The organism is Streptomyces sp. NBC_01622, assembly GCF_045209635.1.
GTDB lineage: Bacteria > Actinomycetota > Actinomycetes > Streptomycetales > Streptomycetaceae > Streptomyces.
Map to the genome: position 1 here is coordinate 8,203,025 of NZ_CP109293.1, position 12,431 is coordinate 8,215,455.

A 12,431-nucleotide genomic window follows, 5' to 3' on the forward strand; every position below is an offset into this window, starting at 1 on the left:
TCGCCATGAACAGCCTGCGCACCCGCGTCAGCGCCCTCGACGAGCGACGCCGTCACCGGACACTGGCCCGCGCGATCCTGCGCCTGCTCCCCGAACCGGAGAGCTGGCTCGACGTCGGCACGGGCGACGCCCACTTCCCCGAGACCGCGAAGGAACTCTTCCCGTACACCTCCTTCGACGGCCTCGACCCCACCCCCCGAGTCGTCCGGGCCCGCGCCGCCGAACGCATCGAGGAGGCCTACGCCGGCCACCTCACCGACCCGCACATCACCACCGCCCTGCACGCCCGCTACGACGTGGTCACCCTCCTCCGCGACCGCACCCCCGCCCCCGACCCCGCCGCCGAACTCCACGCGGCCCTCACGGTCCTGCGCCCCGGCGGCCTCCTCCTCCTGGAAGGACGCCCGGACGACCTGCGCGCCCAACTGGAGCCCCAGGACTGCGAGATCGTCCCGGAACACCGCCGCCGCCCGGACCGGCTCCCGGCCCCGCAGCGGATCGTCGCGCGCCGGAAGCCGTCAGCCCCGTAGCGCGACCGCCTGCCCCGCCACCACCAGCAGCACGTGCTCGCACTCACCGGCGATCGCCGCGTTCAGCCGGCCCAGCTCGTCGCGGTACCGGCGCCCGGACGCGGTCGCCGGCACGATCCCCGAGCCGACCTCGTTCGACACGGCGACCAGGGTCCGCCGGGTGGCCCGCACGGCGGCGGTCAACTCCCGTACCCGCTCCCGAAGTTGCTTCTCCCCACCGTCCCCCCACTCCGTGTCGTCCCACGCCCCCACGGAGTCCATCGCGTCCGTCAGCCACAGCGACAGACAGTCGATCAGCAGCGGCGGCCCGTCCTCGGCCAGCAACGGCACCAGGTCACAGGTCTCCGCCGTACGCCACGACCCCGGCCGCCGCTCCCGGTGCGCGGAGACCCGTGAGGCCCACTCGGTGTCCCCGTTGCGCGAGCCGCCGGTCGCGACGTACAGCACGTCGGGGAACGCCTCCAGCCGCCGCTCCGCCTCCACGGACTTCCCGGACCGCGCCCCGCCCAGCACCAGCGTCCGCCGCGGTACATCGGGCACGTCCTCGTAGACCCCCACCGTCAGCGTCGACCCGTCCGGCACGGCCCGCGCCCCCACGGCGGCCAGCCGCCGCGTCAACTCCGCGCCCGGCGGCACATCGTGGTCGAGATGCACGGCGATCACATCGGTCGCGGGCCCCATCGCCCCCACCGCCCGCAGCTTGGCCAGCGCGTCCGGCCGCCCCACGACATCGGCGAGCACCATGTCGTACGACTCGACGGCCCCCTCCTCAAGACCGGCCGGCCCGGCCCCCGGCGGCAGATACAGCACCCGCTGACCGTCCGGGCCCGTGACGGCGTACCCGGTGCCGGGCGCGTCCATCGCCACCGCCCGCACCCGGTGCCCCGTCAGCAGCGCCAGCTCCCGCCCGTCCGGCACCCGCCCCGGCTGCGGCAGCCCCACCGGCACCTCCACCGCGGGCCCGTCGTGCGGATGCGACAACAGCACCTGCCGTACGCCGCCCAGCGAATGCCCGGCCCGAGCCGCCGCGAAGGCCGCGCCGGGCGTCAGATCGAGCAACAGAGTCCCGTCAACGAGCACGGCGGTGGCCGCCCGGGCATCGACCCCGAGCGACACGGCACAGGCCGCACAGGGACAGTCGAGGCGGGGGAGCCCCGCGGGAGCGCCGGTGCCGAGCAGAGTGAGTTCCACGGTGTTGATTTTCGCGCGCCTGACCAGGTGTTGCGCATCAGACTAGGCTTCTCGGCAGAAGCCGGACCAAGATCCGGCTTCTGCTCTGCATGCGCTGAGACCTTGGAGGCGTACATGGCGGCATGGATCTGGCGGTTCGAGAAGTCCGACGGGACCGAGGTCGAACCCGCGGTCCCGCCGGAGGAGTTCACCACGCAGGGGGACGCGGAGTCCTGGCTCGGCGAGGTGTGGAAGGACCTCGTCGCGGGTGGCGCGGACCAGGTACGGCTGTTCGAGGACTCCACAGAGATCTACGGCCCGATGAGCCTGCACGCCGAGGAGGCGTAACAGGGGGAGGGGCGGCCGAAGAAGTGCCGGCCGCCCCCTCCTCACTGCTCGCCCAGCGTCACATCGACCTTCTTCGACGCGCCGTTCCGCGTGTACGTCACCGTCGTCCTCTGCCCCGGCTTGTCGGAAGCCAGCGCCTCCGACAGCGAGGTGATCGTGCTGATCCCCGTGTCGCCGAGCTTCGTGATGATGTCCCCGGCCCGGATGCCGGCCTTGTCCGCGGCCCCGCCGCTCTTCACCGCGACGACGGCCACCCCGGCGGCCTGGTAGCTGTCGTCGACGACCGTACGGCCGGTGATGCCGAGCGCGGCCCGCCCGGAGTCGGTCACCTTGCCGTCCTGGACGATCTGGCCGGCGACCGTCTTCACCATCGTGGACGGGATCGCGAACCCGATACCGGGCGCGGCACCTCCCCCGAAGTTCGGGTCGGTCGCCGCGAGCGTCGGGATGCCGATGACCTGCCCGTTGAGGTTGACCAGCGCGCCCCCGCTGTTGCCGGGGTTGATCGCCGCCGAGGTCTGCACCATGTTGGCGATGGTCGCGCCCGTACCCCCGCCGCCGCTGCCCTCGCTGACGGTCCGTCCGGTCGCCGACACGATGCCCTGCGTCACGCTGGACGACAGTCCCAGCGGCGAGCCCATGGCGAGGACGATCTGCCCGACCTCGACCTTGGCGGAGTCGGCGAAGGTCGCCGCCTTCAGCCCGGCCGGCACCTTGTCCAGCTTGACGACGGCCAGGTCCTGCTCGGGATACGAGTAGACGAGCTTGGCGGTGAGCACGTCCTCGCTGTTCGCGGTGGTCACCTTGAAGACCTTCTCGTTCCCGACGACGTGCGCGTTGGTGACGATGTGCCCCTGGCCGTCGTACACGACCCCCGACCCCAGATCACTGCTGGCCTGGATCTGCACGACCGACGGCAGGACCTCCTTGATCACCTTCTGGTAGTCGCTCTGCAGGTCGTCGCTCGCCATCGGTACGGCGGCCTCGGCGGCCTGCGTGGTCGAGCGGTCCTCCTTCGACGCTGACGACGATGACGACGAGGACCCGGCGCCCGAACACCCCGCGACCAGCGCGAGCGAACAGGCGAGAAGAGCTATGGGGCGGAAGGCACGCGTACGGGTCCGGGTACGGGAAGAGTCCATACGCCGAGTGTCTCTTTGGGGTGAATGCCAGGCTTGTGCTGCTGACCCGAACGGGCCCCTCGCGGTGGGACCGCGCTCAGCCCCGCACGCCGCACAGATGCAGCAGCGCGGCCACCGCCCGGTACGGATCCGTCCGCCCGGCCCGCTCCTCGGCGGCCAGCAGCGGTTCGACGTCCGTCGGGATCTCGACGCCTTCCGGAGCGGTGTCGGTGAAGACCCGCACGCCGTACCAGGCCTGCAGCGGCGCCCCGATCCCCGCCAGCGTCGCCGTCAGGGTGTCCAGCCGGTCCGCCCGCACATCCAGGCCCAGCCGGTTGCGGTACGCCGTCGAGTCGAACGCGGTCAGCGCGGTCGCCCAGTCCCAGGACAGCCCGGGCCGCATCGCCAGCGCGTCGGCGTTCCGCACGAGCAGCGACAGCAGACCACCCGGCGCCAGCATCCGGGCCAGACCCGCGAGCAGCGGATCGGGCTCGGACACGTACATGAGTACGCCATGACAGAGCACGACGTCGAAACTGCCCGGCAGGAAGTGCACACCCGTGTCCCGGCCGTCGCCCTCGATGATCCGCACCCGCTCCCGGATGCCCTCCGGCTCACCGGACAGCGCCTCACGGGCCGCGGCGACCATCTTCGGTTCCTGCTCGAGCCCGGTCACCTGATGCCCGGCCCGGGCCAGCCGCAGCGCCTGCGTGCCCTGGCCCATCCCGACGTCGAGCACCCGCAGCCGCTGTCCGACCGGATACCGGCCGGCTATCTGCTCGTCGAGCTGCCGGGCCACCAGCTCCTGGCGTACGACATCCCGCAGCCCACCCAGCCTGCTCAGCCAGGCATCCGCCGCGCCCCCGGAGAAGGAGTCCGCGCTCAGGGCCGCTCTCCGCGCTTGACCTGCGGCTTCGGCAGCCGGAGTCGACGCATCTGAAGGGAGCGCATGAGCGAGTACCAGACCGTGCCCTTGGTGTCCTGGCCGGGGAAGCGCTCGGCGAGCCGCTTGCGCAGCCGGAACACGTTCAAGATCGTGTCGACCACGATCAGGATGATGATCACGAGCCACAGCAGCAGCGCGATGTTCTGCAGCGCGGGCACCTGCACCACGCTGAGCACGAGGATCACCACGGCCATCGGCAGGAAGAACTCGGCGACGTTGAAGCGCGAGTCGATGTAGTCACGCGCGAACTTGCGGACCGGGCCCCTGTCGCGGAGCGGAAGATCCCGCTCGTTGCCGCGGCCGGCCAGCGCCTGGCGCTGCTTGTCCATCTGCGCACGGCGCTCGTCGCGCTGGCGCTTGGAGGCGTCCTTGCGCGTCATCGAAGTGTTGGCGACGCTGCGGCGCTGGGTCTGGGACTCACTGCGCTTGGGCGTGGGCCGACCCTTCGGGGCCTGAGGGTCTCGGGGCTGCTTGGAGTCGGTCAGCGGCACCTTGTCGGTGGGCGCTGCCTGCTCTTCCTTGGAACGGCTACGGAACACAAAACCCAAGCTTACGGGGTGGGTGGGGTTGGACCCCAGTCCGGTGGGGAACGATCCGGCAACACCAGTCGTCTGTAGGGGAACAAGAGAGACGTCGCAGACGGTCGGCTCCGGGTTGTTACCCGGGGAACACCTACTCCTTACGCCGGAGCAGGACCGTAGGCAGTCGTCCTTGGGGATGAGCGCATCCGTCCCCGAACAGTGCGGTAATGGATGCAGGGCCCGTACTGTGGGTTCTGTTGCAGTCGCTGGAGCTGGAGTCCGTCAGAAGGGGGCGCGCGAAGCCCATGAGCGGTGTCATGAAGCGTATGGGGATGATCTTCCGCGCGAAGGCGAACAAGGCCCTTGACCGGGCCGAGGACCCGCGCGAAACCCTCGATTACTCGTACCAGAAGCAGCTGGAGCTGCTTCAGAAGGTGCGCCGGGGTGTGGCCGACGTCGCCACCTCCCGCAAGCGTCTGGAGCTCCAGCTCAACCAGCTGCAGTCGCAGTCCTCGAAGCTGGAGGACCAGGGCCGAAAGGCGCTCGCCCTCGGCCGCGAGGACCTGGCCCGCGAGGCGCTCTCGCGCCGGGCCGCGCTCCAGCAGCAGGTGACGGATCTGGAGACCCAGCACACCACCCTCCAGGGCGAGGAGGAGAAGCTCACCCTCGCGGCCCAGCGCCTCCAGGCCAAGGTGGACGCCTTCCGCACGAAGAAGGAGACCATCAAGGCCACGTACACGGCGGCCCAGGCACAGACCCGGATCGGCGAGGCCTTCAGCGGCATCTCCGAGGAGATGGGCGATGTCGGGCTTGCCATCCAGCGCGCCGAGGACAAGACCCAGCAGCTCCAGGCCCGCGCCGGCGCCATCGACGAACTGCTCGCCTCCGGAGCCCTGGACGACCCGACCGGAATGGCCAAGGACGACATCCAGGCCGAGCTGGAACGGCTGTCGGGTGGTACGGATGTAGAGCTGGAACTCCAGCGGATGAAGGCGGAGCTGGCCGGCGGCTCGTCGTCGCAGCAGGCGATCGAGGGCGGCAAGGACCAGTCCCAGTCTCAGTCGAACTCATCGGCTCAGCCGCAGGACACCCCGCGCTTCGACAAGCAGTGACTTGATGTGACGGCCCACGCCTGAGGAGGGCGACGTGATCGTACGGATCATGGGGGAGGGGCAGGTGAGGCTGGCCGACGGCCACCTCACCGAACTGAACAAGCTGGACGACGTACTCCTGAGGGAAGTACAGAACGGTGACGGCCCCGCCTTCCGCGAGACCCTCCAGGCCCTCCTTGCCAAGGTCCGCGAACTGGGCGAGCCCCTCCCGGACGACTCCCTGGAGCCCTCCGAACTCATCCTCCCGTCCCCGGACGCGACGCTGGAGGAAGTCCGGGACCTGCTGAGCGACGACGGCTTGATCCCGGGGTGAGGGAAGCCCGTCCGGCGCCCTTTCAGGCGCAGGCCAACAAAATCAGCCCGTCCGGCGTTTGAGGACGAGGCCCCTTCAGGGCCGACCGGGGGCCTGGGGACGGAGCCCCCAGAGACGCCCACACCAACACCCTGCACCAGTACAGGGAACGTACAGCTGACCCCCGTTCCGCCCCCGCCAGGGACCCCGTACCGTTGCCAGAATGACGCCCCTCGACCGCGCGCGCTGTCACATGGAGGCACACCCCTCCGCGCTGGACGCGGTGCTCGCCGCCGCGGTGCTCGTGTGCATGGTGGCCGGGTCGTTCGTGGACCCGCACAGCGGGCACGGCGTCAGCTGGGGCATCCGCACCCCTGACCCGCTCAGCCTGGTCCTCATGGCGGTCGGCGCCGCCGCGCTCGTCTTCCGCCGCCGCGCCCCGATGATGGTCCTCGCCGTCACCGCCACCGCCTCCCTCGTCGAGAGCGTCACCAGCGACCCGCGCGCCCCGGTCGCGATGTGTGCCGTGGTCGCCCTGTTCACCGTCGCGGTCTCCACCGACCGCTCCACCACCTGGCGCGTGGGCCTGCTCACGATGACCGTGCTGACCGGCGCCGCGATGCTCGGCGGCCCCCTCCCTTGGTACGCGCAGGAGAACCTCGGCATCTTCGCCTGGACCGGCATGGCCGCCGCCGCAGGGGACGCCGTACGCAGCCGCAAGGAGTTCGTGCACGCCATCCGCGAGCGCGCCGAACGGGCCGAACGCACCCGCGAGGAGGAGGCCCGCCGCAGGGTCGCCGAGGAGCGCCTCCGGATCGCCCGCGACCTGCACGACGTGGTCGCGCACCACATCGCCCTGGTCAACGTCCAGGCCGGAGTCGCCGCGCACGTCATGGACAAGCGCCCCGACCAGGCCAAGGAAGCCCTCGCCCACGTACGCGAGGCCAGCCGCTCGGCGCTCAACGAACTCCGCGCCACCGTCGGCCTGTTGCGCCAGTCCGGCGACCCCGAGGCCCCCACCGAACCGGCTCCCGGACTCGACCGCCTCGAAGAGCTCGCCGGCACCTTCCGCAGCGCCGGCCTCCAGGTCGAGGTGGCCCGCGCGGACAACGGCACCACCCTCCCCGCCGCCGTCGACCTGGCCGCCTACCGCGTCATCCAGGAGGCCCTCACCAATGTGCAGAAGCACGCCGGTATCGAGGCGAAGGCCGAGGTGAGCGTCGTACGCGTGGGACCGAACGTGGAGGTCACCGTCCTCGACAACGGCTCCGGCGAGGACCAGGACCCCGACTCCGGCGGCGGCCACGGCCTGCTCGGCATGCGCGAGCGCGTCACCGCCCTGCGCGGCACCCTCACCACCGGTCCCCGGTACGGAGGCGGCTTCCGCGTCCATGCGATCCTGCCGGTCAAGACCCGCCCACGCGCCTCGGGGGACCCCGTATGACGACGATCCGTGTCCTGCTCGCCGACGACCAGGCCCTGCTGCGCAGCGCCTTCCGCGTACTCGTCGACTCCGAGCCCGACATGGAGGTCGTGGGAGAGGCCTCGGACGGCGCGCAGGCCGTGCGGCTGGCGAAGGAGGAGCGGGCCGACGTGGTGCTGATGGACATCCGGATGCCCGGCACGGACGGTCTCGCCGCCACCCGCATGATCAGCGCCGACCCGTCGCTCGCCCATGTCCGGGTGGTCATCCTGACGACCTTCGAGGTCGACGACTACGTGGTGCAGTCCCTGCGCGCGGGCGCCTCCGGCTTCCTCGGCAAGGGTTCCGAGCCGGAGGAACTCCTCAGCGCGATCAGGGTCGCCGCGGCCGGCGAGGCCCTGCTGTCTCCCGTGGCGACCAAGGGCCTGATCGCCCGCTTCCTCGCCCAGGGCGACCTGGACGAGGACCGCGACCCGGCTCGCGCCGAACGCCTCGAAGCCCTCACCGTGCGCGAACGCGAGGTCCTGGTCCAGGTGGCAGGCGGCCACTCCAACGACGAGATCGCCGAACGCCTGGAGGTCAGCCCGCTGACGGTGAAGACCCACGTCAACCGCGCCATGGCCAAACTGGGCGCCCGCGACCGGGCCCAACTCGTCGTCATCGCCTACGAGTCGGGGCTGGTCCGGCCGCGGGTGGAGTAGAACCACAGACGTACGGGCTTACGGCAGCGCCAGCATCCGCTCCAGCGCCAGCTTGGCGAAGGCCTCCGTCTCCTTGTCCACCTCGATGCGGTTGACGAGGTTGCCCTCGGCGAGGGACTCCAGGGTCCAGACCAGGTGGGGGAGGTCGATGCGGTTCATGGTCGAGCAGAAGCAGACCGCCTTGTCGAGGAAGACGATCTCCTTGCCCTCGGGCGCGAAACGGTTCGCGAGCCGTCGTACGAGATTCAGCTCGGTGCCGATGGCCCACTTCGAACCGGCCGGGGCCGCCTCAAGTGCCTTGATGATGTACTCCGTTGAGCCGACGTAGTCGGCCGCGGCCACGACCTCGTTCTTGCACTCGGGGTGGACGAGGACGTTGACACCCGGGATCCGGGCCCGTACGTCCTCCACCGACTCCAGCGAGAAACGGCCGTGCACCGAGCAGTGGCCGCGCCACAGGATCATCTTCGCGGCCCTCAACTGTTCAACGGTGAGGCCCCCGTTGGGCTTGTGCGGGTTGTAGACGACACAGTCGTCCAGGCTCATGCCCAGGTCGCGGACCGCCGTGTTGCGCCCCAGGTGCTGGTCGGGCAGGAACAGCACCTGCTCGCCCTGCTCGAAGGCCCACTCCAGCGCGCGCTGCGCGTTCGACGAGGTGCAGATCGTGCCGCCGTGCTTGCCCGTGAACGCCTTGATGTCCGCGGACGAGTTCATGTACGAGACGGGCACGACGCGCTCGGCTATGCCGGCCTCGGTCAGCGCGTCCCAGCACTCGGCGACCTGCTCGGCGGTGGCCATGTCGGCCATCGAGCAGCCGGCGGCGAGGTCCGGCAGGACGACCTTCTGGTCGTCGCCGGTCAGGATGTCCGCGGACTCCGCCATGAAGTGCACACCGCAGAACACGATGTACTCGGCCTCGGGGCGCGCGGCGGCGTCCCGGGCCAGCTTGAAGGAGTCGCCCGTGACATCGGCGAACTGGATGACCTCGTCGCGCTGGTAGTGGTGGCCGAGCACGAAGACCTTGTCGCCGAGCTTCTCCTTGGCCGCGCGGGCCCGCTCGACCAGGTCCGGGTCGGACGGCGAGGGCAGGTCGCCGGGGCACTCGACACCGCGCTCGCTCCTCGGGTCGGCCTCACGGCCGAGCAGCAGCAGGGCGAGGGGCGTCGGCTGAACGTCGAGCTCCTGGGTCTGGGCGGTGGTCACGACACGCACCCTTTCTGTTCTGACAGACAAGCCTTTTCGTCGAATTGACGTTATCTATCATAACTGCTTCACGTCAGTTTGACGATGCCCATAGCGTCGATGTGACATCAATCCCGGTACGCACTCAGCGGGGGACCTTGCGGGGGTGTGCGAGCATGGAGAGAGGTGCCGGGGGAAAGACACCGGGCACGGCCCGGAATGAATCCACGGCCCCGGCGGTTGACATCGTCGGCAAGCAGTCTCCGTACAACCCGGGAGAGATGTAGATGTCCGTATCGGACGAGACCAGCACCGTCACCGACGGCATCCTTCTGTCCGACGCCGCTGCGGCGAAGGTCAAGGCCCTGCTCGACCAGGAAGGCCGGGACGACCTGGCCCTGCGCGTCGCCGTGCAGCCCGGTGGCTGCTCCGGCCTGCGCTACCAGCTCTTCTTCGACGAGCGCTCCCTCGACGGCGATGTCCTCAAGGACTTCGGCGGCGTCAAGGTGGTCACCGACCGCATGAGCGCCCCGTACCTGGGCGGCGCCTCGATCGACTTCGTCGACACCATCGAGAAGCAGGGCTTCACGATCGACAACCCGAACGCGACGGGCTCCTGCGCCTGCGGCGACTCGTTCAGCTAAGCCCCACTAGACGTAAGCCCCACAGGGCAGTTGAGTACGGCGAAGGCGGCGGCCCCCTCCGACAGGGCCGCCGCCTTCGGGCTTTTCCGGTGCCCGTGGAGAAGTGCTTAACGAGCCAGTGAGGGCCCCGCGCCCGCCGTCGGCCGGGTGCTCTTCTCCACGGGGATCGCCTTGCCGTCCGGACCCACGACCTTGCGGTCGCCGAGCGGGGCCTTCAACTCCACGTTCTGGTGGTAGATCTTGGCGATCATGATGCAGACCTTGTTCGGCCAGGGCGTCGCGGTCACCGTGACGGTCACCTTGTCCGAACTCTCCACGGCCGTCGTCTTGTAGTCCGCGCACACCCCGCCGGTGAAGGTCACGGTGAGGCTCTTCCCGTCGGCCGAGTAACCGTCCGCCTTCACATCGTGCGGAGCCGCGGTCGCCGTCGAGGTCGGCGTCGGAGTGGGCGTGCCGGCCGAGGCCAGATACTTCGGATCGATCGCCGGGTACGTCACCGTGAAGCTGTCCTGCGTACCCGACTGCCGCACCTCGAACAGCCAGGACGGCACCAGCGTCTGCTTCCCGTCCACGGAATGCGTGGCGAGCCCGAACACCGCGTGCTCGACGGTGGCCGAAGGCTGCGCGGGCGTGGCGGAGGCAGCGGTCGACGATCCGCAGGGTGCCTCCAGCCGGTCCTTCAGCGGTACGGGACTGGCGCAGCCGCCGATGCCCATGCGGTGGTCGGTCCCGGGCGCCGCGTTCAGCAGGGCCAGCGTCTTCCGCGCGCTCAGCACCGGATAGACGTCACCCTTCACCGGCGCCGCCAACTGCCCGCTCGCGCCGACCACTTCACCCTGGGCGCTGACCGTCAGCCCGGTCGTCCAGCCGTGCGTGGGCAGCCCGCCGACCACCGGTTCGGCGTTCACCACCCGCTGCTCGCCCATGAGTTGACTCGCGTCCACCTTCGCGTCGTCCTGACCGACGGCCTTGAGGATCGGTGCGGCGGCCTTCTTCGCGACCGCCACACTCACCGGGTCGGTGGCCGAAGTGCCGGGATCCTGCGCGCACTTGAGGGTGCCGGTGCAGCTGTCGGTGCCGGGCGCGTAGCGGTTGAACGTCCACAGCCCGGGCGCCGCCTTGTTCACCTGGAGACTCGGCCCGCTGCCGTCCTGCCCGCCGACCTTCCAGTACTGCCCCTCGGCCACCGGTGTCCCCACGACACCGAGCGCCTTCGCGAGCCGGGCGACCGAGTCCTTGCCGACGTCACCCTGCGGCGAGTAGACGGCCGCGGAACCGGGTCCGGCGGGCAGGGTGCCCTTGGCCTTGTAGGTCTCGCCGTACGGATTCGGCTCCCCGGACGCGATCCCGTTCGTACCGCCCGTCGCGTACCCGTCGAGCGCGAGCGCCGGCGGAGTCCCACCGCCGCCGGACGCCGCGGATCCCGTCCCGTCCCCCGAACCCCCGGAGGACGAGGAGGAGGACGCGAGGTACGCCCCGCCACCTCCGACGAGCAGTACGGCGGCGGCCACGGAGGCGATGACGAGGGGGGACCGGGACCGGGATCGCGCCGGGTGCCCTTCGTCGGTGTGGTCCGCGTGGTCGTGCGGGTGGGCGGCTTCTGGTGCTTGGGAGCCTTCCGGCTGATCGGCCTGCGGCACGGACGTCACCGGATCGAGCTGTTCCGAAGGGTCGGGTTCTACGTCGGATGCCTCGGGCTCCGTCTCCTCGGGCCCTGTCTCCTCGGGTTCCGTCTCCTCCGACAGGCCGGCCTCCTCGGAAACGGCACCCTCATCCGTGTCCTCGCCGTCCTCGCCCGCGACGGCAGGCGTCGTAGCGCCTCCGCCGGCCCCGGTGTCCTCGACCTCGGGCTCCTCCGCGGAGCCCTTCACGGCGTCCCCCACGCCCGGCACATCATCGGAGGCGCCTGTCGCGTCCTCGTTGTCGGGTCGCTCGGTGTTCACCGCATCGCTCCTTCGGCTGCGCAACTGTCCCATGACCCTGACCAGCCCCTGTCAAAGAGGCAGGCGGAAGGGTCGTATCCCGCATCCCCTTTACGGGGGACAGCGATGGGACGCAGCGGGGGAGCGCACGGTTCCCCCGAGCGCGCCGATGGAGCCGACGGGCTTCGAACTCAGTTGCCGTATTCGCCCATCGCGTCCAGCAGCCTGGCCGACTTCGACGGCACCGACACGCCGTGGATGAGGGACGGGGACACCGGAAGGGAAACGATCCGGTCGGGAACCGCCCAGTGGGGAGCCATCCGGGCGCAGTCGCCGCGCAGCGCCGCGAGGTCCGCCTCACCTTCGCCTTCGAGGGGGACCGGAACGGGGCCGTCGACCTTGAGGTTCGTCATAGCGGCACCGTAGGCACGCTTGACCTCGCGAAGAAAGATCTACTATCGGGTAGTTTTGGCCGCTTCAGAGCCGCCGCGCCGACCGGGTAGCGTGAACTGTCAACGC

The 12,431-nt window shown here is 70.4% G+C and carries 14 protein-coding genes; 7 read left to right on the forward strand and 7 right to left on the reverse strand.

Annotation, left to right across the window (positions count from 1 at the left end; genetic code table 11):
• Positions 1 to 5 precede the first annotated feature (5 nt).
• The gene (locus tag OH768_RS37950; protein WP_406460619.1) at positions 6 to 530 is read left to right on the forward strand and encodes a methyltransferase domain-containing protein; all 525 of its coding nucleotides are present in this window, start codon (positions 6 to 8) and stop codon (positions 528 to 530) included.
• Here the strand turns inward: OH768_RS37950 and OH768_RS37955 are convergent.
• Positions 519 to 1,721 (reverse strand): bifunctional adenosylcobinamide kinase/adenosylcobinamide-phosphate guanylyltransferase, encoded by a 1,203-nt coding sequence (locus tag OH768_RS37955; RefSeq protein ID WP_406460620.1) that lies wholly within the window; start codon positions 1,719 to 1,721, stop codon positions 519 to 521. The genes OH768_RS37950 and OH768_RS37955 overlap by 12 nt on opposite strands.
• 114 nt (positions 1,722 to 1,835) lie before the next feature.
• Between OH768_RS37955 and OH768_RS37960 the strand changes: the two genes are divergently transcribed.
• Complete coding sequence (locus OH768_RS37960; RefSeq protein WP_019075820.1) at positions 1,836 to 2,048, forward strand: hypothetical protein; 213 nt, start codon at positions 1,836 to 1,838, stop codon at positions 2,046 to 2,048.
• A gap of 41 nt (positions 2,049 to 2,089) precedes the next feature.
• On the opposite strand, the gene OH768_RS37965 is transcribed toward OH768_RS37960, so the two are convergent.
• The 3 genes from OH768_RS37965 to OH768_RS37975 form a co-directional block, all read right to left on the reverse strand.
• Positions 2,090 to 3,190: a S1C family serine protease gene (locus tag OH768_RS37965; RefSeq protein WP_406460622.1), complete on the reverse strand. Its 1,101-nt coding sequence runs from the start codon at positions 3,188 to 3,190 to the stop codon at positions 2,090 to 2,092.
• Positions 3,191 to 3,266: 76 nt separating this feature from the next.
• Positions 3,267 to 3,968, reverse strand: coding sequence for a class I SAM-dependent methyltransferase (locus OH768_RS37970; protein ID WP_388115048.1), 702 nt, complete (start codon positions 3,966 to 3,968; stop codon positions 3,267 to 3,269).
• Positions 3,969 to 4,051: 83 nt separating this feature from the next.
• Positions 4,052 to 4,654, reverse strand: a complete 603-nt coding sequence (locus OH768_RS37975) for a DUF3043 domain-containing protein (protein ID WP_406460624.1) — start codon at positions 4,652 to 4,654, stop codon at positions 4,052 to 4,054.
• Between the two features lie 287 nt (positions 4,655 to 4,941).
• Here OH768_RS37975 and OH768_RS37980 point away from each other — a divergent pair, with 287 nt between their 5' ends.
• The 4 genes from OH768_RS37980 to OH768_RS37995 all read left to right on the forward strand — a co-directional run bounded on the left by OH768_RS37980 (position 4,942) and on the right by OH768_RS37995 (position 8,164).
• The gene (locus tag OH768_RS37980) at positions 4,942 to 5,748 is read left to right on the forward strand and encodes a PspA/IM30 family protein (RefSeq protein ID WP_406460626.1); all 807 of its coding nucleotides are present in this window, start codon (positions 4,942 to 4,944) and stop codon (positions 5,746 to 5,748) included.
• A 34-nt stretch (positions 5,749 to 5,782) separates the two neighbouring features.
• The gene (locus OH768_RS37985; protein ID WP_200716464.1) at positions 5,783 to 6,061 is read left to right on the forward strand and encodes a PspA-associated protein PspAA; all 279 of its coding nucleotides are present in this window, start codon (positions 5,783 to 5,785) and stop codon (positions 6,059 to 6,061) included.
• A gap of 202 nt (positions 6,062 to 6,263) precedes the next feature.
• Positions 6,264 to 7,484, forward strand: a complete 1,221-nt coding sequence (locus tag OH768_RS37990) for a sensor histidine kinase (RefSeq protein ID WP_406460628.1) — start codon at positions 6,264 to 6,266, stop codon at positions 7,482 to 7,484.
• Positions 7,481 to 8,164 (forward strand): response regulator transcription factor, encoded by a 684-nt coding sequence (locus OH768_RS37995; RefSeq protein WP_019075812.1) that lies wholly within the window; start codon positions 7,481 to 7,483, stop codon positions 8,162 to 8,164. The genes OH768_RS37990 and OH768_RS37995 overlap by 4 nt, the downstream gene beginning before the upstream one ends.
• 18 nt (positions 8,165 to 8,182) lie before the next feature.
• On the opposite strand, the gene nadA is transcribed toward OH768_RS37995, so the two are convergent.
• Positions 8,183 to 9,367: a quinolinate synthase NadA gene (gene nadA, locus OH768_RS38000; protein WP_406460629.1), complete on the reverse strand. Its 1,185-nt coding sequence runs from the start codon at positions 9,365 to 9,367 to the stop codon at positions 8,183 to 8,185.
• Between the two features lie 266 nt (positions 9,368 to 9,633).
• Between nadA and OH768_RS38005 the strand changes: the two genes are divergently transcribed.
• Entirely contained in the window at positions 9,634 to 9,990 is a 357-nt protein-coding gene (locus tag OH768_RS38005; protein WP_406460631.1) for an iron-sulfur cluster assembly accessory protein, read from the forward strand.
• A gap of 107 nt (positions 9,991 to 10,097) precedes the next feature.
• Here the strand turns inward: OH768_RS38005 and OH768_RS38010 are convergent, their stop codons facing one another.
• Together OH768_RS38010 and OH768_RS38015 are read right to left on the reverse strand one after the other, a co-directional pair.
• Complete coding sequence (locus OH768_RS38010) at positions 10,098 to 11,933, reverse strand: hypothetical protein (protein ID WP_406460633.1); 1,836 nt, start codon at positions 11,931 to 11,933, stop codon at positions 10,098 to 10,100.
• Positions 11,934 to 12,103: 170 nt separating this feature from the next.
• Entirely contained in the window at positions 12,104 to 12,325 is a 222-nt protein-coding gene (locus OH768_RS38015) for a hypothetical protein (protein ID WP_406460635.1), read from the reverse strand.
• Between the last annotated feature and the right edge of the window lie 106 nt (positions 12,326 to 12,431).

Coding starts and splice junctions, on each gene's coding strand:
- OH768_RS37950 (WP_406460619.1), top strand. CDS start 6: ATGAACAGCCTGCGCACCCGCGTCAGCGCCCTCGACGAGCGACGCCGT.
- OH768_RS37960 (WP_019075820.1), top strand. CDS start 1,836: ATGGCGGCATGGATCTGGCGGTTCGAGAAGTCCGACGGGACCGAGGTC.
- OH768_RS37965 (WP_406460622.1), bottom strand. CDS start 3,190: ATGGACTCTTCCCGTACCCGGACCCGTACGCGTGCCTTCCGCCCCATA.
- OH768_RS37980 (WP_406460626.1), top strand. CDS start 4,942: ATGAGCGGTGTCATGAAGCGTATGGGGATGATCTTCCGCGCGAAGGCG.
- OH768_RS37990 (WP_406460628.1), top strand. CDS start 6,264: ATGACGCCCCTCGACCGCGCGCGCTGTCACATGGAGGCACACCCCTCC.
- OH768_RS37995 (WP_019075812.1), top strand. CDS start 7,481: ATGACGACGATCCGTGTCCTGCTCGCCGACGACCAGGCCCTGCTGCGC.
- OH768_RS38005 (WP_406460631.1), top strand. CDS start 9,634: ATGTCCGTATCGGACGAGACCAGCACCGTCACCGACGGCATCCTTCTG.
- OH768_RS38015 (WP_406460635.1), bottom strand. CDS start 12,325: ATGACGAACCTCAAGGTCGACGGCCCCGTTCCGGTCCCCCTCGAAGGC.